This is a genomic window from Nocardia sp. NPDC059236, assembly GCF_042754085.1.
Taxonomy (GTDB): Bacteria; Actinomycetota; Actinomycetes; order Mycobacteriales; family Mycobacteriaceae; genus Nocardia.
Window position 1 is genome coordinate 613,213 of sequence record NZ_JBHZAF010000003.1, and the last position, 25,933, is coordinate 639,145.

Genomic DNA, 25,933 nt, shown 5'->3' on the forward strand with positions numbered 1-25,933 from the left:
CTCCGCGGCGCGCGCCGATTTCGCCAGCCCCGCCCACACTGTGTGTCGGGGGGGGTGTGCCCCCGCCCGCCCCCGCGGCCCCCCCGAAACACCCTGTGCCGCTTAGTGTCCCGACTGCTCGCGCAGGGCCTGCTTGGCGGCCTCCTGCACCTTGTCCACCGCGCCGGCGAACTTGCCGTCGGTCTGCTGGTCCACCAGATCGCCGGCCTTGTCGATCAGCGGCTCCAGCTTGTCGGCGTGCTGACCCGCCAACTCCGCCGCCTTACCCGCCGCATCCTTCAACTGGTCGAACATGCCCACGATCCACACTCCTGTCTCGAATCAACCTCCGTGACAGGCTATCTCCGCGGCGCGGCGGGATCGGCGGGGCTCAGTTCGCGGGCGGCGGGCTGAAGACGCCGAAGCGGTTGCCCGAGGTGTCGAGCAGCTCGGCGAAGACCAGGCCGTTCTTGGCGGTGACGGGCTGCAGGAAGACCTTGCCGCCTTCCTGCTCGGCCGCGGCCAGTACCGCTGGCACGTCCTGGACCAGCACATAGAAGATGGCGTGGTTGCCGGAGGCATCGTCCTGATGCGCGATACCGCCCGCGGGCATCTCGTTGCCCGGATAGGTGACGATGTCGTACTTGCCGTCTTCGTCCGGGTCCGGAGCGAAGTTCCAGCCGAACAGTTCCCGGTAGAAGGCCTTCACCTGTTCGGGCTCATTGCTGCCGACCTGGAACCAGGCGACGGTGTTGAAGGGCGGAGTGGTCATCTCTGTCTCCCGAAGAGTCACGGTGGATTTCCTTGCCCCACCACGATCTCCGGGCCCGGCGACAACCCTGTGTCGGTGTTTCCGGATTATTTGTCGGTGTTCGCCGGCCTAGCCGAGCGAGATCATCCGCACCTCGTGCACCGGCTCGTCCGGGCGGCACATGTCGATGGTCCGCTCCGGCCCGGTCCACTCCGTCAGCTCGATGCCCTTCATCCGGTCGAGCCGGAAGTTGCGCGGTTCGTCGCGCAGCCGGCACCAGGCCAGCAGATACCAGCCGTTGGTCCCGTGCAGCAGCGCCACCGGCTCCACCTCGCGCTCGCTGAGCACCCCCGAGCGATCCAGATATTCGATGCGCAGCACGCGCCGCGCCACCACCGCCTGCTCCACCTCGGCCGGGATCGGCATCGGCGCGATGGTCTCCGGCGACTCCAGCAGGCGTACCCGCAACGCCAATTGTCGTGCCGCGTCGGCATTCTGCTGGGACATGGCGGCCAGGATCTTGCGCAGGGCACTGCGCCCGGCCAGCGCGAAGGGCCCATCGTCGGCGCGGGCCACGGCGACCGCCAGCGCCACCGCCTCGGCCGCGGTGAAGTTCAGCGGCGGCAGCGACATGCTCTTCTCCAGCGCGTACCCACCCCGCCGCCCCACATCGGCGTAGATGGGCACCCCCGACTGCTGTAGCGCGCTGATGTCCCGCTCGACGGTGCGCACGCTCACCCCGTGCCGCGCGGCCAATTCCCGTGCGGTCCGCAGCCGCGGGGACACTGCCCGCAACTCCTCGACAATCGCGTAGAGCCGATCCGTGCGGTTCACGCCCACACCGTAGCGGCACCCACCGACAATTCCGGGTCGGCGCTCAGCGCCCCGACTTCCAGGGCGGATCCGGCGGCACCTGATCCCCCTTCTGGTCGTAGGTGTCGTTGTACTGCTTCTCGGTCTCGGGATCGTCCACCGGCTGATCGCTCTTACCCGTCGGATCCATGCCCACTGCCTTTCTCGAAAACCTGTGTCCCGCACGCTAATCGTCGGTTCATGACCGATTCGTGACGCCGGACGCACGGAACCCCGGTCCGATCGGAGGATCGGACCGGGGTTCCGGGGTGAGCGCTACCGCCTCAGCGGCTTCACTACTGCCTCAGCGGCTTCGCTACCGCCTCAGGCGGTTTCGCCCGCGGCGGCCTCCGCGCGGCGGCGAACGCGGCGGGCCGCGGCGACCATATTGCGCAGGGACGGGTCGAGCTGCCAGTGGTGGCGGGTCTTCAGGCCGCCGTCCGGATTGGCCCACAGGCGTTCCGGGGTGACCGCTTCCGCTGCGGCGGTGAGCAATTCGTCCAGCTCGTCGATGTCCGGGATCCGGGCGGAACGGGACTCGTACACACCGGGGCCGACGCCGTGGGTGAGACCGCGGCCTTCGGCGCAGTCCTCCTTCAGCGCCTCCAGCACCCACTCGATGGAGCGGGTGGCGACGATGGCGGTGACGTCCGCGTCGAGTTCCTCGATGGCCGCCACCACGTCACCGCGGCTGGAATAGCCGATGTGCGTGTGGATCTGGGTTTCCGGAGCGACGCCGGAGGTGGCCAGCTTGAACGCGCCGACGGCCCAGCGCAGGTATTCGGCCTGGCCCTTCTTGCGCAGCGGGAGCAGCTCGCGGATGGACGGCTCGTCCACCTGGATGATGGCGATGCCCGCCTTCTCCAGATCCACCACCTCGTCGCGGATGGCCAGCGCCACCTGGTCGGCGGTCTCGTAGAGCGGCTGATCCTGGCGCACGAAGGAGCGGGCCAGCATGGTGACCGGACCGGTGACCATGCCCTTGACCGGTTTGCCGGTGAGGGACTGGGCGTACGCGGTCCACGACACCGACATGGGCTCGGGGCGCGACACGTCGCCGTACACGATCGGCGGTCGCACGCACCGGGATCCGTACACCTGCACCCAGCCGAAGTGGGTGGTGGCGAAGCCGTCCAGCAGCTCCGCGAAGTACTGGATCATGTCGTTGCGCTCGTGCTCGCCGTGCACCAGCACGTCGAGGCCGATGTCCTCCTGCAGCCGGATGGTGGACTCGATCTCGGCTTCGATGCGCTTGCGGTACTCCTCGTAGGACAGCCGGCCCTGACCGAGGTCGTGGCGCGCCTGCCGGGCCGTGTCGGTCTGCGGGAACGAGCCCAGCGTGGTGGCGGGCACCACCGGCAGCCGAAGCTTGGCCTGCTGCGCGACCTTTCGCGTCTCGTAAGGCTCGCGGACCCGCATCTGCGGGGTGACGGCGTAGACGCGCTGGCGCACCGCGTGCTTCTGCTTGAAGTGCACCGAGGTCGGCTTCCGGCGCCACTTCTCCGAGGGGCCCGCGGTGAGCGCCTTGGCCAGCGAAACCACTTCCAGCACCTTCTGTTTGGCGAAGGCGAGGCGGTCGGCGACGGGGCCCTCGAGCTCGTATTCGACGAGCACGTCGTAGGGCACGTGCAGCAGCGTGGCGCCGGTGGAGACCACCATGTCGGGGCAGACCTGGGCGAGGGCGTTGAGGTATTCCAGCGTCACGAACCGGTCGGCACGCCACACATTGGTGCCGCTGATGACACCGGCGTAGAGCCGCTTGCGCTTGATGCCGGGGATCTTGGCCAGTTCCTCCGGCACGACCCGGTAGCTGGCCAGGTCGAGACCGATGGCCTCCACCGAAGTGCGGCACAGGATTTCGATGGCCGCACCGAAATCGCCGTACTGCCCGGTGACCAGCATGCGCGGGCGCAGCGGGGCCTTGGACAGGCGCTGGTAGGTCTTCTCGAACAGTTCCATCGTGGACGGCGAACGGTCGCTGGTGAAGCACGGCTCGTCCAGCTGCACGCAGGTGGCGCCGCGCTTGGCGAGGATCTCGAACAGTTCCTCGTACACCGGCAGCAGCTTGTCCAGCAGCACCAGCTTGTCGAATTCGGTCTCGCCGGGAACATGGCCGGTCTTGGACAGCAGCAGCAGCGACAGCGGTCCGAGGATCACCGGCCGCAGCTCGATACCGGCCGATTTGGCGCGATCGAACTCGTCCAGCAGCGCCTCGGGGTGCAGCGAGAATTCGGTGTCGGGCTCGAGTTCCGGCTGCCGGTAGTGGTACGGCGTGTTCAGCAGCTTCACCAGCTCCAGCGGCGGCAGATCCGGCCGGCCGCGAGCCATCAGGAAGTAGAAGTCCAACGGGTCCAAGCCTTCTCGGAAGGGCTCGAACCGCTGCGGGACCGCCCCGAACAGCAGCGCGTTGTCGAGAATGTGGTCGTAGAAGGAGAAGGTGTTGCCCGGGACCTGGGTCAACCCGGTGGCGGCCAACTCCAGATACTGGCTCTCCTGGATCTCGCGCCCGACCGCGAGCAGTTCGTCACGAGAAAGCGTGCCGTGCCAATACGACTCCAAAGCACGCTTGAGTTGCCGGTGCTCTCCGATTCGCGGGTAACCCAGGATGCTCGATCCGAACCCATCGCTGACGTTGACCATGAACGGACACTCCTTCCGAGCTGCCGGTCCTGCTCGACCTGTTTGCAGCTTATGCCCGGTTGAGGTGGACGCCGCCACAAGCCCGGCGACGTGGCACCTTGGGTATTAACGGTGTGCACCCTCACAATGCCGTGGCCGAAGGCCCGGCGAGCACCTAGACCCAACGCGACAACTGATTTCGCAAGGTTCGGGGTAACTCGCCGGGTACGACCGAAATCGGTTCGGCACCCAACCGCCGGCACGGGTGCGAGACGCCGACGGCTCTCAGCCGCCCGCTGAATATGCGGGGAGGCGGGGGAGCCCGCTAAGTACGCGGGGAGGCGGGGGAGTTGTACTGGTAGAAGCCCGCACCGGCCTTCTTACCCAGCAGGCCCGCCTCGACCATGCGCATGAGCAGCGGCGGCGCGGAGTACAGCGGCTCCTTGAACTCCGCGTACATGGAGTCGGCGATGGACTTCACGGTGTCGAGGCCGACCAGGTCGGTGAGCGCCAGCGGGCCCATCGGGTGGGCACAGCCCAGCACCATGGCCTTGTCGACGTCTTCCTTGGTGGCGAAACCGGATTCGACCATGCGGATGGCGGAGAGCAGGTAGGGCACCAGCAGCGCGTTCACCACGAAGCCGGAGCGGTCGGCGGAGCGCACGACCTGCTTGCCCAGGATGTCGGCGGCGAACTGCTCGGCGCGCTTGGTGACGGTCTCGGTGGTCTTGAGGGTGGTGACCAGCTCGACGAGCGGCAGCACCGGCACCGGGTTGAAGAAGTGCATGCCGACCACCCGCTCCGGGTTGTTGGTCGCCACGGCGATCTTCATGATCGGAATGGAGGAGGTGTTCGAGGCCAGCACCGCGTTCGGATCGGTGACGACCTTGTCGAGTTCGGCGAAGATGGCGGTCTTCACGTCCTCGTTCTCCACGACCGCCTCGACGACCAGCTGACGGTCGGCGAAGTCGCCGAGGTCGGAGGTGAAGCGCAGCCGCCAGGCGGCCTGCTCCCGCTCGCGCTCGGTGATCTTGCCGCTGGACACCCCGCGGTCCAGCGACCGCAGAATGCGGGCCCGGCCGGCGGCGGCGAGTTCCCGGGTCTGCTCGAAGACGAGGACATCGACATGTGCCCGGGCGCAGACTTCTGCGATACCCGCGCCCATCTGTCCGGCGCCGATAATGCCGACGCGCTGAATCTTTTCGCTGCTCACGTCCCGCTCCGTTCCGCCTGCCCGCAACTTTTGCGGGCGGCTGAGTGCCGTTGCCACTTCTGCATCCGTGCTTGCGTCGAGTGCCGAACCGATTTCGGTCGTACCCGGTGAGTTACCCCTACCGGTACGAAACCAGTTGTCTCGTATCGAACGCCGCCAGTCGGCCGTCGTGGCTGTGGGTGAAGGCGTCGGACTAACTTTTTCGACCCTGCGCCTTCTTAAGGTCTTTGCAAAAAACGCTATAGGAAGATGCCCTCCCCGCCGGGGCTGTCGACGGGAAGGGCGGGTGAACACCGCCGGGAGAGGCTTGCCATCTCTCCCGGCGGGTTCGAGGTTCCCGGGGCGGCGGAGGTTGTGATGCGACTACCGCCCCGGGTACAGGTCCTCAGAACCTGTTGTGGCTCAGTGGAACTGGCCCTCTTCGGTCGAGCCCTTCAGCGCAGCGGTGCTGGTGTTGGGGTCAACGGTGGTGGCGATGGTGTCGAAGTAGCCGGCGCCGACCTCACGCTGGTGCTTGACGGCGGTGAAGCCACGCTCGGCGGCGGCCTTGAACTCGCGCTCCTGCAGGTCGACGAAGGCGGTCATGCCCTCGCGGGCGTAGCCGTAGGCCAGGTCGAACATGCCGTAGTTCAGCGAGTGGAAGCCGGCCAGGGTGATGAACTGGAACTTGAAGCCCATGGCGCCGAGCTCACGCTGGAACTTCGCGATGGTCGCGTCGTCCAGGTGCGCCTTCCAGTTGAAGGACGGCGAGCAGTTGTAGGCCAGCAGCTGGTCCGGGAACTCGCCACGGACGGCCTCGGCGAACTTGCGCGCGACCTCGAGGTCCGGCACGCCGGTCTCCATCCAGATGAGGTCGGCGTAGGGGGCGTAGGCCTTGGCACGCGCGATGCAGGGCTCGATGCCGTTCTTGGTACCGAAGAAGCCCTCGGCGGTACGGGTGCCGTCCAGGAACTCACGGTCGCGCTCGTCCACATCGGAGGTGATGAGGGTGGCGGCCTCGGCGTCGGTGCGGGCGATGATCACCGACGGCACGTCGGCGACGTCGGCGGCCAGACGCGCGGAGGTCAGGGTGCGGATGTGCTGCTGGGTGGGGATCAGCACCTTCCCGCCCAGGTGGCCACACTTCTTCTCGGAGGCCAGCTGGTCCTCCCAGTGCACGCCGGCCGCGCCGGAGGCGATCATGGCCTTCTGCAGCTCGTAGGCGTTCAGCGCGCCACCGAAGCCGGCCTCGGCGTCGGCGACGATCGGGGCCAGCCAGTTGGCGACCGAGGTGTCACCCTCGACCTTGGCGATCTCGTCGGCGCGCAGCAGCGCGTTGTTGATGCGGCGGACCACGGCCGGAACCGAGTTGGCCGGGTACAGCGACTGGTCCGGGTAGGTGTGGCCGGACAGGTTCGCGTCACCGGCGACCTGCCAACCCGACAGGTAGATGGCCTTCAGGCCCGCGCGGACCTGCTGCACGGCCTGGTTACCGGTGAGGGCGCCCAGGGAGTTGATGTAGTCCTCGTTGTTGACGAGATCCCAGAGGATCTCGGCACCGCGGCGGGCGAGGGTGTGCTCCTCGACGACGGTGCCCTGCAGCTTCACAACCTGATCGGCGGTGTAGTTGCGGGTGACGCCCTTCCAGCGGGGGTTGGTGTCCCAATCCTGCTGAAGTTCCGCAGCGGTCTTCGGGGTGCCGACCTTCGACATCTCTGACTCCACTTCTTCGTTCGGTCTCGGTAGCCCCGCGGATCGAACCAAGCTCGGGATGAGGGAGCGAGGATGTTCGACCACTGCTGGAGGGGCAATTTGCAGACTTGCTAGGCCCGCGAGGTGTACTTCCACACGATGGCACAGGAAAAAATATGCGTCTACCTGTTGCAAGTGTGAATCCCCGCTAGCTTTCACCAGCATTTTGCTAAGCCTGCAAAATTTGCTTGCGAATAGCAGCGGTGAAATCTACTTGCCGGTAGCGCTGACGTGCGGTTTTGCATAACGCCCGTACTGTTTGCGTGACGGGGGCCACCGGTGCATGACGCGCCGATGGCCGTCCGGATGTGAGCACCTTCACAGATCATTCCGATCTTGATGGTTGTGAGGCGAGCCACCGGGGTGCCCACTTCGGACCATTCGGTCGACTGAAATCTCACGATCTAGCACCGCTAGACAAGATAGCTTCGCATTGTTATCGTTGCTTCAGTTCCTAGCACCGCTAGATCATCGCTGAAAGAGGCCCCTGATGCTCGTCCTGACCGGCCAGTTCCTCGCCGCCCTCGCCGTCCTCGCCAATGCCGTCGTCTACGGCACCGACTGGTGCGCCGCCCTCATCACGCGATCCGTCTACCGCCGCCTCGACGACGCCTCCGTCACCGTCAGCGCCGGCTGGGGCCACTACTACGGCGACAAGCGCATGCCGATCTTCGGCGCCGGCGGCGTCGTCACCGCCGCCCTCACGCTGATCGTCGCCGCGGTCTCCGGCCACACCGGCGCGGCCGTCGCCGCCGCCGTCGCGCTGGTCGCCCTGGTCGCCTGGCTGGCCTTCTACGTGAAGGTGGCCAAGCCGGTGAACACCGCGCAGAAGGCTGCCGCCCAGTCCGGGGTCATCCCCGCCGATGCCCGTGCGCTGCAGGACAAGTGGGACAGCATCATCAACCTCCGGGTGGCCCTGCAGTTCATCGCCCTGTCCGGCCTGCTCGCCGCCCTGGCCCTCTTCTGAGCCACCCGCACTCGCTTCTTCTGAGCCACCCGCACCCGAAGGCCCCGCACCGAACTCGGTGCGGGGCCTCGTTGTTGCCCGGGCGACAGTCGCCGGGCGATCCGCCGACGCGCACCCCTCGGCTGGTTTCCGAGCTCGACCGTGTCCGCCGACGACTTCGCGGCCATGGCGCAGGCCGAGGACTCCGCCGCGAAACGCCTGCTGCAGCGGGTCTTCGAGGACGGCATGATCGATCAGCTCACCAGTCGCCCGGGCCATCAGCGCTATCGGATGCACAATCTGCTGCACCTCTATTCCCGGTGCCGCGCGGATGCCGAGAGCCGACCGGGCGAGCGCGGCGCGGCCCTGGGCCGGCTGTTGCGGCGGTACCTGGAGACCGCGAACGGCATCGGAAAGCCGCGCCCCTTCGACACCGTGCCGCACCACGCCGGTCCGGACGCACGCAATCCGAGCATGGCCGTCATGCAGTCCAGGCTGTGGCTCGAGGAGCGGCTCGAGACCATGCCGACGTGCGCCCGCACCGCCGAACGCACCTCGGACACCGCACGATTCGCGGATCTGCTGGCGAGCCAGCTCGCGACGCTCGGCTACTTCGCCGAGAGCCGCAGCATGTTCGAGCTCGCGGGCGGGATCAATCACGCCATCTGGGACCGCGCCACCGAATGCGACGCCCACTTCGGGCTCGGCCACCTGCTCGAGGTCCAGCAGACCCTGACCGCCCTCGGTAGCTGAGGCGGCGCGCTGGCGGTTGCCGGGGTGCGGCCGGTCAGGCAATCCCTGATGGTCGCTTGGTCAGCGAAGGTGCGCGAGCGGGACTACCCTGCTCGCGTGAGTCCCGAACGCTGCGATGGAATTCTGCTCGCGGCCGGTGCCGGTCGGCGATATGGCATGCCGAAAGTGCTGGCCGAGGACGGTCGCTGGCTGCGCGGGGCGGTGGCGGCGCTGCGGGACGGCGGGTGCGCGCGAATCTTCGTGGTACTGGGGGCAACCGGGCCCGCCCACCGCGCGCCGGGTGGCGAGTGGCAGGTATCGCAAACCTCGGGCATCGCCCTGCCGGAGGGAGTCCACCCGGTCTGGGCAGCGGACTGGGACCTCGGCCTGAGCGCCTCCACCCGCGCGGGTCTGGCTGCGGCTGCGGCACCGGGCCTCAGCAGCACCGGGCGTGCCACGGCGGCACCGACGAATCACAGCACAGCGCCCGCGGAATTGGTCGCGATCATGCCGGTGGATACGCCGGACGTCGGGCCCGCGGTGGTCGAGCGGGTGATCGCGGCGGCGCGGGCGAGCGAGAGCCGGTTGGCGCGGGCGTTCTTCGGGACCACGCCCGGGCATCCGGTGGTGCTGGGGCGGGCGCACTGGGCGGGGGTGTGCGCGAGCGCGGAGGGAAATTCGGGGGCGGGCACTTATTTACGACAACGAGCGGATATGGTGTGCGTCACGTGCGATGACCTCGCAACGGGGATCGATCGGGATTATCCGGCGGACACCGCACTGTGATCGGGAGCATGTGATGCGGGAAATCGTCGACGACCTTCTTCGAATTTGGCACAGCGGGCGCACCGGGGGGCTGGCCACTCTGGTTCGGACACAAGGCGCTACACCCGTGCCGATCGGGTCGGCCATGGTGGTGGACGCCGACGGGCGGGCCTTCGGATCGATCTCGGCGGGCTGCGCCGAGGCCGCCGCCTACGAGGCCGCCATCGACTCGGCGCACACCGGACGGCGCGGGCTGCAGCGATTCGGACCGGGCAGCGGGCTCGACGCGCAGATGGACTGCGTCGGCACCCTGGACGTGTTCACCGAACCCTTCTCGCGCAGGCACTTTCCCGAATTCCCGGATGTGGCCGCCGATATGGCGGCCCAGCGGCAGGTCACCGTCTTCACCGTGGTCTGGCATTCGGACCCGGATGTGATCGGCCAGCACCTCATCACCGACCGCAAGCACGGCACCGAGCTGGTCTCGCTCCCCGACTCCGATGTCTTCGTGTCCTCGTTCGCCCGCCCGCCGCACCTGATCCTGGTGGGGGCCAACGCTTTCGCGAGCGCGCTGGCCACCCAGGCCCGGCTGCTCGGCTACCGGATCACCATCGTGGACGCCCGCCCCACCTTCGCCAATCCGACCGCTTACCCGGGCTGCGAGGTGGTGGTCGACTGGCCGCACCGCTACCTCAACACCCTCGCCTCGGCCGGTGAGATCGGCGCCGACACCGCCATGGTGGTGCTCTCGCACGACCCGAAGTTCGAAATCCCTTTGCTCACCGTGGCTTTGCGACTACCCGAGCTGGGGTACCTGGCCGCCCTGGGCACCCCGGCATCGCACGGACATCGGCTGGAGGCCCTGCAGGCGGGCGGCTTCACCGACGAGACCCTGTCCCGCCTGCACTCTCCCGCCGGTCTCGACGTGGGCGCCCGCACCCCCGCCGAGACCGCCGTGTCGATCACCGCCGAACTGCTGGCGGTCCGCAACGGCACCTCCGGCGAACCGCTGTCCGCCTCCTCCGGCGGGGGCCGCCGGCACGTGCAGCTGGTGCGCTGACTCGGCACTGATGCGCTGAGCTACTTCAATTCGGGGTGCTCGGCGAAGACCTCTTTGAGCACCGAGAGGTCGAACAGCTTGTCCGCCTTGATATCGATCTTGGCCTTGGCCAGCGCCGCGATGTTCTGTTCGATCAATGCGTCGGTCATGGTGAACAGCCCGTTGGCCTTGGAGTCGGCCGATTCGACCAGCCCGTTCTGCGCCTGCGCCTCCATGGTCTGCTCACGCAGCTCCAGGCGCTGATCCTTGCCGTACACCTCGACGGCCAGCCGCGCCGCCTCGCCCGGGTTGGCGACGGCGTCCTTCCAGCCCTTGATCTCCGCCGTCAGGAACGCCTTGAGCTTGTCGCGCTCCTTGTCGATGGTCTGCTGGCTCACCGTCAGCGTCTCCGCGACCAGCGGCAGCCCGAAGTCGGCGAACAGGAAGTTGAAGTTCTGGAACCCCTTGGTGGCCAGGGTGATCGGCTCATTCGTCGCATAGCTGACCCAGCCGTCCACCTCACCGTTGGCCAGCGGCGTCGGATCGTATTGCGCGGGCACGATGGTGACGTCGGAGGGCGACATGCCATTGGCGGTCAGCAGGGCGTTGAAGATGAGCTGATTGGTGTCCTGCACACCGATCTTGCGCCCCTTCATGGCCTGCGGATCGAGGATCGGGGTCTTGCCGGAGCTCACGATGCAGAAGGGATTCTTCTGATACGTGGTGCCGACGATCTTGGCGGACAGGCCCTCCAGAATCGCGGGCGCGGTGGTCTGTGGCGCGGACATGCCGATCCAGATCTTGCCGGTGCCCAGCCCCGCCTCCACCGAGGTGCTGGCCGCGCCGCCCGCGATCAGATTCACCGACCCGAATCCGGCGTCCTTGTAATAGCCCTTGGAATCGGCGAAGTACTCACCGGCGAATTCGATGTTCTTCAACCAGGACAGCTGCACGGCCACCGTCCCGTACTTGGAACCGTCGGCGACCGAGCCATTGCCGGAGCCCGAGGAATCCTTACCGCACGCGGCCAGCAATCCGGCCCCGCCCACCGCCGCACCGGTCAATCCGGTGTAGCGGAGGAAGGATCGCCGACCCATGGACAACTGCGAGGCCGAATCCGGCCGGAGCACACCACTCATGCCGCGAATGTAAGCCGTTTCGATTTCCGATTTTTTGCTTTTCCGCAGGTATTTGTGTGCGCCGCGTTAACTCGTGTGCTCATTCCCGGCTCCGTTCCGGCGAGAACCGCGCCAGCACCAGGTTTTCCAGCACGCCCACCACCGCGTAGGCGAACACCGACACCAGCGTGACCAGCGCGATCGACGCCCACAGCCGGTTGTACTGGAAGGTGGGGATGGCGCGGATCAGCCCCGCGCCCAAACCGGTTCCGCTGCCCAGCCATTCGCCGAGCAGCGCACCGATCAGCGCGCCCGGCACCGAGACCCGGGCGGCCGCGAACACCGCGGGCAGTGCGGCCGGGACCGCCACCATGCGCATGGCCGTCCAGTTCGAACCCCCGTAGGCCAGTACCAGTTCCGTGGCCTGCCGGGGCGCGGACCGCAAGCCGGTCATGATCATCACCAGGGCCGGGAAGAACACCACGATGGCGGCCATCACGGTGACGCCGAGCAGCCCACGCCCGAACACCAGCACGATGATCGGGGTGATGGCCACCAGCGGGACCGATCGCAGCAGCATCGCCACCGGCATGAACGCCTGCGCCACCGCGGGAACGCCGATGAACAGCGCCGCCACCACCAGCGCAGCGCCCATGCCCGCGCCGAAGCCGATCACCGCGTCCCGCAGGGTGATTCGCATTTCGTCGAAGATCACCTGACGGGCGCCCGCCGAGGTCGGTCCGGTCACCAGGTACTTCCACACGTCCCCGGGGCTCTTGCCGACCAGCCCGACCTGCGGATACAGCTTCAGGAAGCCGTACCACAGCGCCATCAGCAGAATCAGCGAAACCAGTAGTGGCAGCAGGAATCTCCCGATCGGCCGCAGCAGGTTCAGCAGCTGCGCGGCTCGGCCCGCCGCCGGGTTCACGACCTTGTCGGTCATCATGCCTCCGCTCGCGTCCACGGCACCGCCACCCGCGCCACCAGCGCCACGATCGCGTAGCCGAGCCCTGCCAGCGCGGCCGCGGCCAGCGCCATGCCCCAGGTGCGCGGCACGTTGTAGGCGGTCTGCGCGGCCGTCAGGGCCACCCCGATGCCGCTGTCCACGCCGCCCAGGTACTCGCCGATGATCGCGCCCAGTACCGCAGAGGGGGCGGCAATCTTCAAGGCGGCCAAGGTATTCGGCAGGGCCGCGATCAGCTGCACCCGGGTCAGGCGCTGCCAGCGGCCGCCGCCGTAGGCGCGCACCAGATCCAGGCTGGTGCGATCCGCGGACCGCAATCCGGATACGGTGCCGACCATGGTGGTGAAGAAGCAGTACATGGCCGCCAGGAACACCGTCGGCGTGCGCCCGCCGAACACCACCAGGATGATCGGCCCCAGCGCCAGCAGCGGCGTGCAGTAGCTCAGGATGGCCAGCTGGGTGACCAGCATTTCGATCGGCGGAATCAGCACCACCAGCACCGCCAACGCGATGGCCAGCGCATTGCCCCACAGAAACCCTTGCAGCGCACCCCAGGCCGTGATCCGGAAGTTGGGTCCGTACAGCGCCCAGCCGTCGGTGTACATGGTGTGCAGCACGGTCCACGGGCTCGGGACGGTGCCGCCCGCGACGCGCAGTTCGGCGAGCAGGGTCCACACCGCCAGCAGCGCGAGCATGCCCGCCAGACCGCCCAGCCTGGTTATCCGCAGACTCTCTCTCATTGCGCCCCAGTTCATTCCGACGCCACCCCGCCCCGGCCGGTGCGCCCGAACAGCAGCTCCGACAGATAGTCGTGCAGCTTGTGGAATTCGGGCGTGCGCATCATCTCCGGTGTGCGGGGCCGCGGCAGGTCGATGTTCACGACCTCCACCACCCGCCCGGGCCGCGGGCTCATGACCGCCACCACGTCGGAGAGGAAGACCGCCTCGGCGATGCCGTGCGTGACCATCAGTGTGGTGGTGGGCTTCTCGGTCCAGATGCGCAGCAGTTCCAGGTTCAGCCGCTGCCGGGTCATATCGTCGAGCGCGCCGAAGGGTTCGTCCAGCAGCAGCACCGTCGGCCGGACCACCAGCGCGCGGGCGATCGAAACCCGTTGCCGCATACCGCCGGACAGCTGCGCGGGCTTGGCCTTCTCGAAGCCCTCCAGGCCGACCAGCCGGATCAGATCCGCGACCAGCTCCCGGTCCGCGGGCAGCCCCGCCACCTGCAGCGGCAGCTTGATATTGGATTCCACACTGCGCCAGGGCAACAGCGCCGAATCCTGGAACGCGATCCCGAACTCGTGCCGCCTGCGCAGCTCGGCCGGGGTCTCACCATTGATCTTCGCGGTCCCCGCCGAGGGCGACTCCAGATCCGCGAGAATCCGCAGGATGGTGGACTTCCCGCACCCGGAGGGCCCCAGCAGCGACAGGAACGCGCCCTGCGCGGTATGCAGATCCACCGTGTCCAGGGCCGGCACCACTCGCCGCCCGGAGCGGAAGGTCTTGCTCAGCCCGCTGATGTGAATGCCCGTCCCCGCGGCGGCTTCCGAACTCATAGCGCCAACGGTAAGTGCCGGGAATTGCACGCAGATTGCAAATGAACGGACGAGATGACCTATTTGTTACGCAGCGAGCTGCGAAATCTGCCCGAGAGTTGGGTTTCACCACCAGGCCGGGGGTTCGAACCAGTCGCGCGCCTCCCGGCGGAACAGCAGCACGATCACCGCCAGCGAGACCAGCGGACCCAGCGGACCCGGCGGCCGCCCCTCGGTGATCGACGGCACCGTCCACAGCATGTTCATGACCGCCACCAGAATCGCCCCGATGCGCACCGACTGCCCCTCGGAGTTGAATGTCAGCGCGACCAGACCGAGCAGGAACGCCGGGATGAACGGCACCGCGGTCCCGATCGCGGCCTTGGCTCCCAGCAGCCACCCCGAGGAGGCCACGCAGATCGCGCCCAGCCCAGCGATTCCCAGAGCGAGCACCTGCGCCGCACGCAACGCCCGGGGCATTCGATAACTGTCGTCCACACCCGACCCCCGATCGGGTTGAGTTCCTAGGTCCGACACTCCCCCAACCTAACCCGGGACAATCCCCGGTCTCCGCCACCACGCCGCCGCGCGGTTCAGTTCACAGCTACCTCACATACGGCGTGTCCCCGGAGTGTCACGGCCGGACGGCGACGGATTCGAGTTCCCGCACCCGCACGGTGGGCAGCAGCCGATCCCGCAGCACCCGGTCGATCTCCCCCGCGACCGGAATGACCACGGCGGCAGCGGAAGTGGCGACCGCGTCGGCGAGCAGCTCCGGCCAGTCCGGTGTGGTGCCGGCGGCCAGCGCGGCGATGATGGCCGCCACCGCCGCGTCGCCCGCCCCGGTGGGGTTGCCCGCCAGCGGTTTCGGCAGTGCCGCCGTCCAGGCCCGGGTCGGGGTGACCGCCACCATGCCCGCGCCGCCCCGGGTCACCACCACCGTGCCCACGCCGTCGGCGATGAGCGGATCGACGGCCGCGAGGATCTCCGGAATGGTGCCCGCCGGGCGGCCGGTGAGGCGTTCCAGCTCCTCGACATTGGGGGTGAGCACTACGCCGGGCACGCGCGCGGCCAATTCCAGCGGCTGGCCGTCGAAGTCGCAGATCGTGGGCACGCCCCGGGCGATGGCGGTGCGCGCCAGCTCGGCGGGCAGGCCCGGACTCACCCCGCCGGGCAGCGAACCCGAGATGACCAGACCGCTCATATCCGAGAGCAGGCCCGCCACCCGCACCCGCAGCTGATCCACCGCGTGCGGTTCGGTGACCCGCGGGCCGGGCTCCCACAGCGCGGTGGCGGTGCCGTCATCGGATTCGCTGATCACCACCGTGCGGCGGACCCACGGCAGCGCGTGCACGAAGTCCACGGGCATCTCGAGTTCCGCGGCGGCCGCGAAGGAATGGTCCGAGAAGCCGGTGGCGCGGGCGTATTTGCCGAGCTGGTTCAGCACTCGCGTGACATTGATGCCGCGCCCGCCCAGCCGCTGATCCACCGACCGCACCCGCTGCGCCCGGCCCCGCTCGAAATGCTCCACCCGGTAGGTCATGTCGTAGGCCGGGTTCAGGGTCACGGTGAGGATCACCCCACCATCTCGGCACGTCACGGCACCGGATGCAACCCCTGCACGGCAAAGTGGCACCGAATGTCGTTGCCATTCGGAGATATTCGAGGGGCAGGATGTCGGCCGTGCATCCGCTCCCACCGAAACACCTGCTGCTGCAGGCCTGCCGTGGCCTGCCCCCCGACGACCATCCGGTACTGCGCTGCGCCGGCTTACTCGCGGACCTGCACGAGCGGCGGCTCACCAGAGCGGGCGGCACCGATCGGATCGACCACGACCGGGCGCGGCTGGTGCTCGATATCGACAGCTGGGTGGCGGCCGAACTCCCCAAGGCCGCCCGCGACGCCCACCTGCACACCGAGACCGTGGGGACGGTGGTGGACCGGCTGGCGCAATTCTCCGCACTCGCCTACCTGTCCCTGGCCATGTCACCCGACGACGCCGTGCACGATGCCGCCCAGCGGCTCACCGAACTGGCCATCGCCTACGAGCATCTGGCGGGTGAGCTGGCCGCCGGCCGCCGCCGGCTGCCGAACCTGACCGGCACCCGCGACTACGAATCCTGACCGCGGCACGAATCTTGACCGCGGCCGGCGGTGCCCGGCGAGGGGGCGGGGCACCACCGGCCACAAGGTGGACCATGCGCAATCCACCGTCGAAGTCTCCCGAACGGCACGAGCTCACAGGGAATCCGCGTGGGAGATGCGGTGGCAGTTCCTGTGTCCCGTCACCTGACAACCGTCCGGTCGAGCGTCGACACGTGAATCATGTCGCCCGAAACTCGGAGCGTGCCCTGTTCCAGCTGTGAATCGTCTGTGAGGTAGGCCCAACTCTCGAGACTTTCAGGGGCTTCGCCCCCGAACCCCCAGGGACAATTTCGGGGCTCCGCCCCCGGGACCCCCAGGAATCCGCCCAGCAGCGCCTCAGAAAAGTAAGAAGACGAGAGCGGCACGCCCCCGGGGCTATTCGGTGCCAGGTAGCAGGGCGCGGATGGAGTCGATGGTGTCGGCCTGGTGAGGTTCCTTGTCAGGGCGATAGCGGACTACCCGGGCGAAGCGGAGGGCTACGCCGCCGGGGTAGCGGGGGCTGGTCTGGACGCCGTCGAGGGCGATTTCGACTACCAGTTCGGGGTAGAGGTAGACGGTGTTGCCGTCGCGTTTGCGTTCGTGGCGCGGGAATTCGGCCGTCTGCCAATGGAGTAGGGCATCGGTGAGGCCCTTGAAGGTTTTGCCGACCATGATCGGGTCGCCGCCTTCGGGGTCGCGGGCTCCCAGGTGGAGGTTGGAGAGGTAGCCGGTGCGGCGGCCGTAGCCCCATTCCGCGCCGAGCACGATGAGGTCGAGGGTGTGGGTGGGTTTGATCTTCTGCCAGGAGCGGCCGCGGCGACCGGCGGCGTAGGGGGCGTCCAGGGATTTGATCATGATGCCCTCGTGGCCCGCGGCCAGCGCGCCGTCGAAGTATTCGGCGGCGGCTTCCGGGTCGGGGGCGATGAGGGCCGGAATGGTCAGGCCACAGGCCACCGCGGTGAGGGCCTCGCGGCGCGTGCGCAGCGGGGCGTCCAGCAGGTCGGCGCCGTCGAGGTGGAGGCAGTCGAAGAAGTAGGGATGCAGCAGCAGTTCCTGGGAGGTGGTGGCGCCGAAGCGGCTCATGGTTTCCTGGAAGGGCCGTGGGCGGCCGGAGTCGTTGAGCGCCAAGGTTTCTCCGTCGAGCACGACGCTGGTGCAGTCCAGCTGCCGCACCACCTCGACCAGTTCGGGCACGCTCGCGGTGATGTCGCGCAGGGTGCGGGTGAACACCCACACCCGGTCGCCGTCGCGATGCACCTGGATGCGGGCGCCGTCCATCTTGTGCTCGACGCTGACCCGCCCCTCGAATTCGGCCATCGCCTCCTCGAGGATCGCGCCGGGCGAGGCCAGCATGGGCTGGATCGGCCGCCCGACCTCGAGCCGGAACCCGGCCAGGGCCTCGACGCCGCCGGTGCGCGCCGCGACGGCGGTGACCGGCAGCCGCCCGGACAGCATGTGGGCCCGCCGCACCGCCTCGATCGGCACGTCGAAGGCGGTGGCCACCGCCTCGGCGACGATCGCGGTCAGCGCGCCCTGCCGCATCTCCCCGGTCAGCAGGCGGAGCAGGAATTCGTGCTCGTCCTGGGTCGCGGCCCCGAACAGGGTGGCCAGTAGTTCCTGTCGTCGCGCCGTCGACCCGCTGCCCCCGACCTCGGCCAGCTCGCTGAAAGAAGTGTCCACCTCGTCCACGGACAGCGTGGACACCACGGCCGGCTCGACCGCGAGCGTGGTCAGCGTGCGCCAGCCCGTTCCGATCCGCCCCTGCGGCAGCTCGCCGGACAACCAGGCCACGACCTGCGCCAACTCTTGCGGCGCCGCCTGCTTCAGCAGGTCGGCAAAGATCTTGATCTTGTTCTTTCGCGACGACGTCGCCCGCACACCCTGTGACGCCTCAACCACATCGGACAAGAGCACTCGTCGACGGTAACCCGAGCGACCGACAACGATGTGACACACAGCTCAGCAGCTCTGCTAACTCTCACGTTGGCAACGATGCGAAGACACCAATAAACTTGGGCGCATGGCCAAGACTTACGTCGGTGCGCGGCTGCGACAGCTGCGTACCGAGCGCGGTTTGAGTCAGGTCTCGCTGGCCAAGAAGCTCGAGATCTCCGCGAGCTATCTGAATCAGATCGAACACGACGTGCGTCCGCTCACCGTACCGGTCCTGCTGCGCATCAGTGAAGTCTTCGGCGTCGACGCCGGCTTCTTCTCCTCCCAGGACGACACCCGGCTCATCGCCGAACTCCAGGAGGTCGTGATGGACCAGGAGCTCGGGGTGGAGGCCGACGCCCAGGAGATCGCCGAAATGGTGTCCGCGCACCCGGGTCTGGCGCGGGCCATGGTGAACATGCATCGCCGCTACCGGAATACGACCGCACAGCTGGCCGCCGCCACCGAGGACCGTTTCGCCGACGGCAGCGGTTCGGGCGCCATCTCCAAACCGCACGAGGAAGTGCGCGACTACTTCTATCAGCGGCAGAACTACATTCACGAATTGGATACCGCCGCCGAGGAACTCACCCATCGCATGCGATTCCACGGCGGCGATCTCAAGCGCGAGATCCCGCGCCGCCTCAGCGATGCGCACGGCGTGCAGATCGTGGAGCGTATCGATCTGGGCGACGGCGTGCTGCACCGTTTCGATCCCGAGCAGCGCCGCCTGGAAATCGCGCCGCATCTCTCGGGCGGGCAGCGGGTGTTCAAGCTGGCCGCCGAGCTGGCCTATCTGGAATGCGGCGAGCTCATCGAAAAGCTGGTGGCGGAGGGCAATTTCAGCGGCCACGATTCGGTCGTGCTGGCAAAACTGGGCCTCGCCAACTATTTCGCCGCTGCCACGGTCCTCCCCTACACCCATTTCCACGAGGTGGCCGAGGACTTCCGCTACGACGTCGAACGCCTGTCGGCGTTCTTCACCCAGAGCTACGAGACCATCTGCCACCGCCTGTCCACGCTACAGCGCCCCAAACTCCGCGGCGTCCCCTTCTCCTTCGTCCGCGTGGACCGCGCTGGCAATATGTCGAAACGCCAGTCCGCCACCGGTTTCCACTTCTCCTCCAGCGGCGGCACCTGCCCGCTCTGGAACGTCTACGAGACCTTCGCCTACCCCGCGAAGATCATGACCCAGATCGCCCAGATGCCCGACGGCCGCAAATACCTCTGGATCGCCCGGACCGTCGAACGCCGCGCCACCCGCTACGGCGAACCCAGCAAAACCTTCGCCATCGGACTGGGCTGCGAACTCCGCCACGCCGGCCGCACCGTCTACGCCGACGGCCTCGACCTGAACGAGCCGAAAGCCACCCCCATCGGCGCCGGTTGCCGCGTCTGCGAACGCTCCAACTGCCCCCAACGCGCCTTCCCACCCCTCGGCAAATCACTCGACATCAGCGAACACCGAAGCTCCATCTCCCCCTACGTCATTCAGTGACCGCGTCCTTCGACTGGCCATCGTCGATGAAGTTCTGGATCCGCACTTTCAGTTCGTCCGGCGAGGCGTCGGGATTGGCTCCGTGCATCATTCGATGACCGCTGGACATCATTTGATGACCGATTGGATGACCTATCCGGATGGGAAACACGCGTTGAATCGCAGACGAACATGATCGTGTGAAAATCGAGAAGGCTATCGCCACAGCTGGTCTCACCATTGCCGCGCTGGCGATCACAGGGGGTACGTCCTACGCCGCGCCGACGCCGGATCCGGCTGCGGTGCAGTCGATTCAGCACCCTGCTCAGGGGCAGAACGATCTGGGTTACTCCATTGTTCGGTCGGATGCGGACCAGACGGTTACGACGACGCTGACCGGTGGCACTTTCCGGCTCACCGATGCGTCGGTGGACGTGTTGGATGGCTCCGGGGTGGTTGTGTCGCGGATGCCGCTGGCGATGACCACCGCGGGTACGGATCTGGTGGTTTCGATGCATCCGAGCATCGAGGACAACGGGACCAAGCTGGTTGCGCATCCGGAGGCCGGCGAGGTCGCGCAGCCGGGTGCAGCGGATATCGGGCGGTGGGTGCCGACCTCGCCCAAGCAGCGCGCGACCGAAACCGGTAGTGCCGTGGGCGCGTTGGGTGGTGCGCTCGGTGGCGTCGTCGTCGGCGTCATCATCGCGGTGGCCACCGGGGGGCTCGGCATCATCGCCCTGCCGTTCGCGGCCATGATCGGTGCGTTGATCGGTGGTGGTACCGGTAGCGCGGCGGGTGCCGGCACCACCAACGACGACCGGCAGGACGGCTGGACGTGGCAGCAGGACTGCCACACCGACTACTACACCCACGACCAGTACTGCTACTGACCCGATCTCACCGTCGAGCCCGAGCCGGTGTCAGCTTTCGCTGACCCCGGCTCGGGCCGTTTCATATCCCTTGACCTGCAATAACGTTTCCTGCACATCGAACGAACCACGATGTGGTGAGCAGAAATTCACGCCGCGGCAATGTAGGAAATCGGACATTCATCGAGAGTCATTCCGGCGCAACACTTCCCGTTTACCTTTCGTTCCACGAATACAGCCGCTGTATACGCGGCGGTATTCGCAAGCGGCGCACGTGGTGCCGCCGAACACCGTGAAGTGAAGGATCCGCCCATGCACGACTCTCCCCGCCGGGACAGGGCCGCCCGCCTGATGAAGGCGATCACCATTCCGACCGCGCTGGCGCTGTCCGCCGTCCTGGTCGCCGGCTGTGGTTCACGCGACAGCGACACCGCGTCGGGCTCCAATGCCAAGTCCTGCGTGGACACGTCGAAGGACACCATCAAGATCGGTTCACTGCACTCGCTGACCGGCACCATGGCCATCAGCGAGGTCACCGTCGCCAATGCCACCAAGCTGGCGGTGGACCAGATCAATGCCGCGGGCGGCGTCCTGGGCAAGAAGCTGGACGTGGTGCTCGAGGACGGCGCCTCGGATCCCAAGACCTTCGCGGAGAAGGCCGAGAAGCTGATCAGCTCCGACTGTGTGGCCGCGGTGTTCGGCGGCTGGACCTCGGCGTCGCGCAAGGCCATGAAGCCCAAGTTCGAATCGCTGAATTCGCTGCTGTACTACCCGGTTCAGTACGAGGGCCTGGAGGATTCGAAGAACATCTTCTACACCGGCGCCACCACCAATCAGCAGATCATCCCGGCGCTGGACTACCTGAAGCAGAAGGGCATCACCTCCCTCTACCTGGTGGGCTCCGACTACGTCTTCCCGCAGACCGCCAATCGCGAGATCAAGGCGTACGCCAAGGCCAATGGCATCGAGATCAAGGGCGAGGACTACGCCCCGCTGGGCTCCACGGATTTCTCCACCATCGTCAACAAGGTCCGCAATGCCAAGGCGGGCGCGGTGTTCAACACCCTCAACGGCGACTCCAATGTGGCCTTCTTCCGCGAGTACGCCAACGCGGGCCTGAAAGCCGCTGACATGCCGGTGGTCTCGGTGTCCATTGCCGAGGAAGAGGTCGGCGGCGTCGGCGTGCAGAACGTCGCGGGCCAGCTGACCGCCTGGAACTACTACCAGACCGTCGACACCCCGCAGAACAAGGCGTTCGTCGCCGCGTACAAGGCTGCCTACGGCGCGAACAAGCCCACCTCCGACCCGATGGAGGCCGCCTACACCTCGGTCTACCTGTGGAAGGCGACGGTGGAGAAGGCGAAGTCGTTCGCGGTGGCCGACATTCAGCAGGCCGCCGACGGCGTCAGCTACGACGCGCCGGAGGGCACCGTCACCATCGACGGCTCCAACCACCACATCACCAAGACCGCGCGCATCGGCGAGATCCACCCCGACGGGCTCATCTACACCGTCTGGGATTCCGGCAAGCCGATCCAGCCGGACCCGTACCTGAAGAACTACGACTGGGCCAAGGGCCTGAAGTAATTCGGCGGCCGCCGATGAGGGGCGGCTGGTGCGGTGTCCGCGCGACTCTCACCGCGGCATCGCACCAGCCGTACGGCGTTCGCCACCAATAGAGCTCGAGAGGTACTGATCATGGATGTGGCTGTCGGACAGCTCTTCACGGGGCTGAGTCTGGGCTCGATCCTGCTGCTCGCCGCGCTGGGTCTGTCGCTGACCTTCGGTCAGATGGGCGTCATCAATATGGCGCACGGTGAATTCATCATGGCCGGGTGTTACACGACCTACGTTGTGGAACAACTGATCTCGGCGACGGGCGTGGCGCTGATCGTGTCGCTGTTCGTCGGCTTCCTGGTCGGCGGCCTGCTGGGCGCGGCCCTGGAGATGGGGCTCATCCGCTGGATGTACGACCGCCCCCTGGACACCCTGCTGGTCACCTTCGGTGTCGGCTTGGTCCTGCAGCAGGCGGTGCGGGACATCTTCGGCGCGCCCGCCAAGAACGTGGTCGCGCCGGACTGGCTGACCGGCGGCCTCACCATCGCGGGCACCGTGGTGCCCAAGACCCGCATCTTCATCATGGTGCTGGCCGTGGTGGCGGTGATCGCGCTGGCCACCGCGCTCAAGACGACGCCGCTCGGCCGCCGCATCCGGGCCGTGGTGCAGAACCGCAGCCTGGCCGAAACCTCGGGCGTCTCTTCGCGTCTCACCGATGTGAGCACCTTCTTCATCGGTTCCGGGCTGGCGGCGGTGGCCGGTGTGGCCCTGACCCTGATCGGTTCCACCAGCCCCACCATCGGGCAGTCGTATCTGGTGGACGCCTTCCTGGTGGTCGTCATCGGCGGCCTCGGGCAGATCAAGGGCACCGTGATCGCGGCCTTCGCCATGGGCCTGCTGAATTCGTTCGTCGAATACTCGACCACCGCGACCGTCGCCAAGGTGATCGTCTTCATCGTGGTCGTGATCTTCCTGCAGGTACGCCCGCAGGGTCTGTTCACCGTCCGGACGAGGAGTCTGGCATGACCACCATCCAGCGGCTGAGTGCCAACTCTTCCCTGAAAGCCCTGGGCGGCTTCGTCATTGCCGCCATCGTCCTGTTCGGCTTCGCGCCGGCCGTGCTCAGCGATTTCCGGTTGAGCCTGCTGGCCAAGTTCCTCTGCTTCGCCATCGTGGCCGTCGGCATCGGCCTGGCCTGGGGGCGGGGCGGCATGCTCACCCTGGGCCAGGGCGTGTTCTTCGGCATCGGCGCGTACATCATGGCCATGCACATGCAGATGGCCGACGCCGCCAAGGCGCACGAGGATGTGCCGGAGTTCATGACCATCGCGGGTGTGGACCAATTGCCCTCGTACTGGCGGCCTTTCGAGTCCGCGCCGGTGGCGCTCCTGGCGATCGCGGTGCTGCCCGCAGCCATCGCCGCCGTGCTCGGCTTCGGGGTGTTCAAGCGCCGGGTCAAGGGCGCGTACTTCGCCATCCTGAGCCAGGCGCTGGCCGCGGCGCTGGCGATCCTGCTCACCGGGCAGCAGACCATCGGCGGCTTCACCGGATTGAGCGACTTCCGCTCGTTCTTCGGCTTCCGCCTGGATGATCCGGTGAACCGGCGGATGCTGTTCTTCATCGCGGCGGGCACGCTGCTGATCGTGGTGGCCGTCGCACGCCAGCTCATGCGCAGCCGGTACGGGGAACTGCTCGTCGCCGTGCGTGATCAGGAGGAACGGGTCCGGTTCCTCGGCTACGACCCGGCCAATATCAAGATCGTCGCCTATGTGGTGGCCGCGTTCTTCGCGGGCATCGCGGGCGCCCTGTTCACCCCGATCGTCGGCATCATCTCCCCCGCCGACATCGGTGTGGTCCCGTCCATCGCGTTCCTGATCGGCGTCGCCATCGGCGGCCGCACCACCCTGCTCGGGCCGGTGCTGGGCGCGATCGGCGTGGCCTGGGCGCAGACCACGTTCTCCGAGCACTTCCCGTCGGCGTGGACCTACTTCCAGGGTGCGCTGTTCATCGTGGTGGTCGGGTTCATTCCGGCCGGACTGGCCGGATTCGGGCCCATGGCCAAGCAGTTGCTGGAGCGGCTGCGGCCTGCGACGGCCCCCGACGCCGCACCGGAACCGGCCGCCGCGCCCGAGAGCGAGGCGGCGGTCGAGGCCGAGCAGAAGGTGGAAGCACGATGACCGCACCCGAACCGAAAATCGGCGGCAATGCCGGAATGGACAGCGAATACCTCGAAATCCGCGGCCTGTCCGTGAGTTTCGACGGCTTCAAGGCCGTCTCCGACGTGGATCTGACCGTCCTGCAGGGCGATCTGCGCTTCCTCATCGGACCCAATGGCGCGGGCAAGACCACCCTCATCGACGCCATCACCGGCCTGGTGCCCGCGACCGGCTCGGCGCAGAAGACCGGCGCCGAGCTGATCGGCCGCAAGGTGCATCAGATCGCCCGGCTCGGGGTGGGCCGCACCTTCCAGACGGCGAGCGTGTTCGAACAGCTCACCGTGCTGCAGAACCTCGATATCGCGGCGGGCGCGGGACGTTCCGCGCTCACCCTGCTGCGCCGGCGCAAGTCGGTGCTGCCCGCCATCGAGGAGGCGCTCGAGACCACCGGACTCGCCGAGCTGCGCGACAAACCTGCCGGGGTACTCGCGCACGGTCAGAAACAGTGGCTGGAGATCGGCATGCTGCTGGTGCAGAACGCCTCGGTGCTGCTGCTGGACGAACCGGTGGCGGGCATGAGCGCCGAGGAACGCGAGGAGACCGGAAACCTGCTGCGCCGCATCGGCGGTGAACGGGTGGTCATCGTCGTCGAGCACGATATGGATTTCATGCGCGCGTTCGCCAGCTCGGTGACGGTGCTCGCGGGCGGCCGCGTCCTCAGCGAGGGCACCGTGGAGCAGGTGCAGGCCGATCCGAAGGTGCAGGAGGTCTACCTCGGCACCGCCGCGGCCGGTGAGCTACCGCCCGCTGAGACCAGCGCTGAAGAATCCATGGGCGCGGAGCAGGAATCGGACGAGGCGAAGGAGGCCGCCGATGCTGGAACTCGTTGACCTACATACCGGCTACGGCCGGACCGAGGTGATTCACGGTGTGTCCCTGACGGTTCCGGACAATGGCGTGGCGGCCATCATGGGCCACAACGGGGCCGGTAAGACCTCACTGCTGCGTGCGGCGGTCGGGCTGCTGCCCGCCAAGTCGGGGCGGATCCGCTTCGGCGGCGAGGACATCACCAGGATGTCGCCGTCGCGACGGGTCAAGCGCGGCCTCGCCTATGTTCCACAGGGGCAGCAGAGTTTTCCACAGCTGTCCACAATGGAGAACCTCCAGGTGGCGGCCGACGGCCGCAAACGCGGCAAGGCACTCGTCGACGAAGCGCTGGACCTGTTCCCCGCGCTGCGGGAGCTGTTGTCCCGCAAGGCCGGACTGCTCTCCGGCGGCCAGCGCCAGCAGCTGGCCATCGCCCGCGCCCTCATCACCGAACCGGCGCTGCTGATCCTCGACGAGCCGACCGAGGGTATCCAGCCCTCGGTGGTCGCCGAGATCGAACGCACCATCATCGAGCTCACCGGCCGGGGCGGACTCAGCGTGCTGCTGGTCGAACAGCACATCGGCTTCGCGCTGCAGGCCGCGCAGCAGTTCTACGTCCTGCGCTCGGGCCGCGTCACCTCCTCCGGGGCGGGCGGGGCGAGCGCGGAATCCGCGGTACGCCAGGCCATGGCGATCTGATCGGACACT

The 25,933-nt window shown here is 67.5% G+C and carries 26 protein-coding genes; 12 read left to right on the forward strand and 14 right to left on the reverse strand.

Annotated elements, in window-relative coordinates:
• Positions 1 to 102: 102 nt before the first annotated feature.
• The 7 genes from ACFXIV_RS11860 to aceA all read right to left on the reverse strand — a co-directional run bounded on the left by ACFXIV_RS11860 (position 103) and on the right by aceA (position 7,106).
• A complete protein-coding gene (locus ACFXIV_RS11860; RefSeq protein WP_379404189.1) occupies positions 103 to 294 on the reverse strand; it encodes an antitoxin in 192 nt (63 codons plus the stop codon).
• A 76-nt stretch (positions 295 to 370) separates the two neighbouring features.
• Positions 371 to 751, reverse strand: a complete 381-nt coding sequence (locus tag ACFXIV_RS11865) for a VOC family protein (protein ID WP_354847054.1) — start codon at positions 749 to 751, stop codon at positions 371 to 373.
• A gap of 108 nt (positions 752 to 859) precedes the next feature.
• On the reverse strand, positions 860 to 1,564 hold the full coding sequence (locus tag ACFXIV_RS11870; protein ID WP_379404188.1) for a helix-turn-helix transcriptional regulator: 705 nt from the start codon (positions 1,562 to 1,564) through the stop codon (positions 860 to 862).
• 43 nt (positions 1,565 to 1,607) lie between these two features.
• Positions 1,608 to 1,733, reverse strand: a complete 126-nt coding sequence (locus ACFXIV_RS11875) for a hypothetical protein (RefSeq protein ID WP_379404187.1) — start codon at positions 1,731 to 1,733, stop codon at positions 1,608 to 1,610.
• Positions 1,734 to 1,906: 173 nt separating this feature from the next.
• Entirely contained in the window at positions 1,907 to 4,222 is a 2,316-nt protein-coding gene (metE, locus tag ACFXIV_RS11880; RefSeq protein ID WP_379404186.1) for a 5-methyltetrahydropteroyltriglutamate--homocysteine S-methyltransferase, read from the reverse strand.
• A 304-nt stretch (positions 4,223 to 4,526) separates the two neighbouring features.
• Positions 4,527 to 5,414, reverse strand: a complete 888-nt coding sequence (locus ACFXIV_RS11885) for a 3-hydroxybutyryl-CoA dehydrogenase (protein ID WP_379404185.1) — start codon at positions 5,412 to 5,414, stop codon at positions 4,527 to 4,529.
• Between the two features lie 402 nt (positions 5,415 to 5,816).
• Positions 5,817 to 7,106: an isocitrate lyase gene (aceA, locus tag ACFXIV_RS11890; RefSeq protein ID WP_379389181.1), complete on the reverse strand. Its 1,290-nt coding sequence runs from the start codon at positions 7,104 to 7,106 to the stop codon at positions 5,817 to 5,819.
• A 529-nt stretch (positions 7,107 to 7,635) separates the two neighbouring features.
• On the opposite strand from aceA, the gene ACFXIV_RS11895 reads away from it, so the two are divergent.
• The 4 genes from ACFXIV_RS11895 to ACFXIV_RS11910 all read left to right on the forward strand — a co-directional run bounded on the left by ACFXIV_RS11895 (position 7,636) and on the right by ACFXIV_RS11910 (position 10,648).
• The gene (locus ACFXIV_RS11895; RefSeq protein WP_379404184.1) at positions 7,636 to 8,112 is read left to right on the forward strand and encodes a DUF1772 domain-containing protein; all 477 of its coding nucleotides are present in this window, start codon (positions 7,636 to 7,638) and stop codon (positions 8,110 to 8,112) included.
• A gap of 141 nt (positions 8,113 to 8,253) precedes the next feature.
• On the forward strand, positions 8,254 to 8,844 hold the full coding sequence (locus tag ACFXIV_RS11900; protein WP_379404183.1) for a hypothetical protein: 591 nt from the start codon (positions 8,254 to 8,256) through the stop codon (positions 8,842 to 8,844).
• A gap of 96 nt (positions 8,845 to 8,940) precedes the next feature.
• On the forward strand, positions 8,941 to 9,609 hold the full coding sequence (locus tag ACFXIV_RS11905; RefSeq protein ID WP_379404182.1) for an NTP transferase domain-containing protein: 669 nt from the start codon (positions 8,941 to 8,943) through the stop codon (positions 9,607 to 9,609).
• A 13-nt stretch (positions 9,610 to 9,622) separates the two neighbouring features.
• Positions 9,623 to 10,648, forward strand: coding sequence for an XdhC family protein (locus ACFXIV_RS11910; protein WP_379404181.1), 1,026 nt, complete (start codon positions 9,623 to 9,625; stop codon positions 10,646 to 10,648).
• A 20-nt stretch (positions 10,649 to 10,668) separates the two neighbouring features.
• On the opposite strand, the gene ACFXIV_RS11915 is transcribed toward ACFXIV_RS11910, so the two are convergent.
• The 6 genes from ACFXIV_RS11915 to ACFXIV_RS11940 all read right to left on the reverse strand — a co-directional run bounded on the left by ACFXIV_RS11915 (position 10,669) and on the right by ACFXIV_RS11940 (position 15,822).
• The gene (locus ACFXIV_RS11915) at positions 10,669 to 11,766 is read right to left on the reverse strand and encodes an ABC transporter substrate-binding protein (RefSeq protein WP_379404180.1); all 1,098 of its coding nucleotides are present in this window, start codon (positions 11,764 to 11,766) and stop codon (positions 10,669 to 10,671) included.
• A 79-nt stretch (positions 11,767 to 11,845) separates the two neighbouring features.
• Positions 11,846 to 12,640, reverse strand: a complete 795-nt coding sequence (locus ACFXIV_RS11920) for an ABC transporter permease (RefSeq protein ID WP_379404200.1) — start codon at positions 12,638 to 12,640, stop codon at positions 11,846 to 11,848.
• Positions 12,641 to 12,687: 47 nt separating this feature from the next.
• Complete coding sequence (locus ACFXIV_RS11925) at positions 12,688 to 13,449, reverse strand: ABC transporter permease (RefSeq protein WP_379404179.1); 762 nt, start codon at positions 13,447 to 13,449, stop codon at positions 12,688 to 12,690.
• 11 nt (positions 13,450 to 13,460) lie between these two features.
• Positions 13,461 to 14,264, reverse strand: coding sequence for an ABC transporter ATP-binding protein (locus ACFXIV_RS11930; protein ID WP_379404178.1), 804 nt, complete (start codon positions 14,262 to 14,264; stop codon positions 13,461 to 13,463).
• A gap of 105 nt (positions 14,265 to 14,369) precedes the next feature.
• Positions 14,370 to 14,723: a hypothetical protein gene (locus ACFXIV_RS11935; RefSeq protein WP_379404177.1), complete on the reverse strand. Its 354-nt coding sequence runs from the start codon at positions 14,721 to 14,723 to the stop codon at positions 14,370 to 14,372.
• 154 nt (positions 14,724 to 14,877) lie between these two features.
• On the reverse strand, positions 14,878 to 15,822 hold the full coding sequence (locus tag ACFXIV_RS11940; protein WP_379404176.1) for a hexose kinase: 945 nt from the start codon (positions 15,820 to 15,822) through the stop codon (positions 14,878 to 14,880).
• Between the two features lie 104 nt (positions 15,823 to 15,926).
• On the opposite strand from ACFXIV_RS11940, the gene ACFXIV_RS11945 reads away from it, so the two are divergent.
• Positions 15,927 to 16,367 (forward strand): DUF4254 domain-containing protein, encoded by a 441-nt coding sequence (locus tag ACFXIV_RS11945; RefSeq protein ID WP_354847094.1) that lies wholly within the window; start codon positions 15,927 to 15,929, stop codon positions 16,365 to 16,367.
• A 396-nt stretch (positions 16,368 to 16,763) separates the two neighbouring features.
• On the opposite strand, the gene ACFXIV_RS11950 is transcribed toward ACFXIV_RS11945, so the two are convergent.
• Positions 16,764 to 18,281: an ATP-dependent DNA ligase gene (locus ACFXIV_RS11950; protein ID WP_379404175.1), complete on the reverse strand. Its 1,518-nt coding sequence runs from the start codon at positions 18,279 to 18,281 to the stop codon at positions 16,764 to 16,766.
• A 106-nt stretch (positions 18,282 to 18,387) separates the two neighbouring features.
• On the opposite strand from ACFXIV_RS11950, the gene ramB reads away from it, so the two are divergent.
• The 7 genes from ramB (at position 18,388) to urtE (ending at position 25,924) form a co-directional block, all read left to right on the forward strand.
• Complete coding sequence (ramB, locus tag ACFXIV_RS11955; protein WP_379404174.1) at positions 18,388 to 19,797, forward strand: acetate metabolism transcriptional regulator RamB; 1,410 nt, start codon at positions 18,388 to 18,390, stop codon at positions 19,795 to 19,797.
• Between the two features lie 179 nt (positions 19,798 to 19,976).
• Positions 19,977 to 20,666, forward strand: coding sequence for a hypothetical protein (locus tag ACFXIV_RS11960; RefSeq protein ID WP_379404173.1), 690 nt, complete (start codon positions 19,977 to 19,979; stop codon positions 20,664 to 20,666).
• Between the two features lie 330 nt (positions 20,667 to 20,996).
• Positions 20,997 to 22,232, forward strand: coding sequence for an urea ABC transporter substrate-binding protein (gene urtA / locus ACFXIV_RS11965; protein WP_379404199.1), 1,236 nt, complete (start codon positions 20,997 to 20,999; stop codon positions 22,230 to 22,232).
• 111 nt (positions 22,233 to 22,343) lie between these two features.
• Positions 22,344 to 23,228, forward strand: a complete 885-nt coding sequence (urtB, locus tag ACFXIV_RS11970; RefSeq protein ID WP_379404172.1) for an urea ABC transporter permease subunit UrtB — start codon at positions 22,344 to 22,346, stop codon at positions 23,226 to 23,228.
• Positions 23,225 to 24,379: an urea ABC transporter permease subunit UrtC gene (gene urtC, locus ACFXIV_RS11975; protein ID WP_379404171.1), complete on the forward strand. Its 1,155-nt coding sequence runs from the start codon at positions 23,225 to 23,227 to the stop codon at positions 24,377 to 24,379. Before urtB ends, urtC begins: the two co-directional genes overlap by 4 nt.
• The gene (urtD, locus tag ACFXIV_RS11980) at positions 24,376 to 25,248 is read left to right on the forward strand and encodes an urea ABC transporter ATP-binding protein UrtD (protein WP_379404170.1); all 873 of its coding nucleotides are present in this window, start codon (positions 24,376 to 24,378) and stop codon (positions 25,246 to 25,248) included. Before urtC ends, urtD begins: the two co-directional genes overlap by 4 nt.
• Positions 25,232 to 25,924, forward strand: a complete 693-nt coding sequence (urtE, locus tag ACFXIV_RS11985) for an urea ABC transporter ATP-binding subunit UrtE (RefSeq protein WP_379421241.1) — start codon at positions 25,232 to 25,234, stop codon at positions 25,922 to 25,924. The genes urtD and urtE overlap by 17 nt, the downstream gene beginning before the upstream one ends.
• Positions 25,925 to 25,933 lie beyond the last annotated feature (9 nt).

Excerpts from the sequence above, each read along its gene's own strand:
- ACFXIV_RS11860 (WP_379404189.1), bottom strand. The coding sequence starts at position 294 with ATGTTCGACCAGTTGAAGGATGCGGCGGGTAAGGCGGCGGAGTTGGCG.
- ACFXIV_RS11865 (WP_354847054.1), bottom strand. The coding sequence starts at position 751 with ATGACCACTCCGCCCTTCAACACCGTCGCCTGGTTCCAGGTCGGCAGC.
- ACFXIV_RS11875 (WP_379404187.1), bottom strand. The coding sequence starts at position 1,733 with ATGGATCCGACGGGTAAGAGCGATCAGCCGGTGGACGATCCCGAGACC.
- metE (WP_379404186.1), bottom strand. The coding sequence starts at position 4,222 with ATGGTCAACGTCAGCGATGGGTTCGGATCGAGCATCCTGGGTTACCCG.
- aceA (WP_379389181.1), bottom strand. The coding sequence starts at position 7,106 with ATGTCGAAGGTCGGCACCCCGAAGACCGCTGCGGAACTTCAGCAGGAT.
- ACFXIV_RS11895 (WP_379404184.1), top strand. The coding sequence starts at position 7,636 with ATGCTCGTCCTGACCGGCCAGTTCCTCGCCGCCCTCGCCGTCCTCGCC.
- ACFXIV_RS11910 (WP_379404181.1), top strand. The coding sequence starts at position 9,623 with ATGCGGGAAATCGTCGACGACCTTCTTCGAATTTGGCACAGCGGGCGC.
- ACFXIV_RS11915 (WP_379404180.1), bottom strand. The coding sequence starts at position 11,766 with ATGAGTGGTGTGCTCCGGCCGGATTCGGCCTCGCAGTTGTCCATGGGT.
- ACFXIV_RS11925 (WP_379404179.1), bottom strand. The coding sequence starts at position 13,449 with ATGAGAGAGAGTCTGCGGATAACCAGGCTGGGCGGTCTGGCGGGCATG.
- ACFXIV_RS11930 (WP_379404178.1), bottom strand. The coding sequence starts at position 14,264 with ATGAGTTCGGAAGCCGCCGCGGGGACGGGCATTCACATCAGCGGGCTG.
- ACFXIV_RS11935 (WP_379404177.1), bottom strand. The coding sequence starts at position 14,723 with ATGCCCCGGGCGTTGCGTGCGGCGCAGGTGCTCGCTCTGGGAATCGCT.
- ramB (WP_379404174.1), top strand. The coding sequence starts at position 18,388 with ATGGCCAAGACTTACGTCGGTGCGCGGCTGCGACAGCTGCGTACCGAG.
- urtA (WP_379404199.1), top strand. The coding sequence starts at position 20,997 with ATGAAGGCGATCACCATTCCGACCGCGCTGGCGCTGTCCGCCGTCCTG.
- urtB (WP_379404172.1), top strand. The coding sequence starts at position 22,344 with ATGGATGTGGCTGTCGGACAGCTCTTCACGGGGCTGAGTCTGGGCTCG.
- urtC (WP_379404171.1), top strand. The coding sequence starts at position 23,225 with ATGACCACCATCCAGCGGCTGAGTGCCAACTCTTCCCTGAAAGCCCTG.
- urtD (WP_379404170.1), top strand. The coding sequence starts at position 24,376 with ATGACCGCACCCGAACCGAAAATCGGCGGCAATGCCGGAATGGACAGC.
- urtE (WP_379421241.1), top strand. The coding sequence starts at position 25,232 with ATGCTGGAACTCGTTGACCTACATACCGGCTACGGCCGGACCGAGGTG.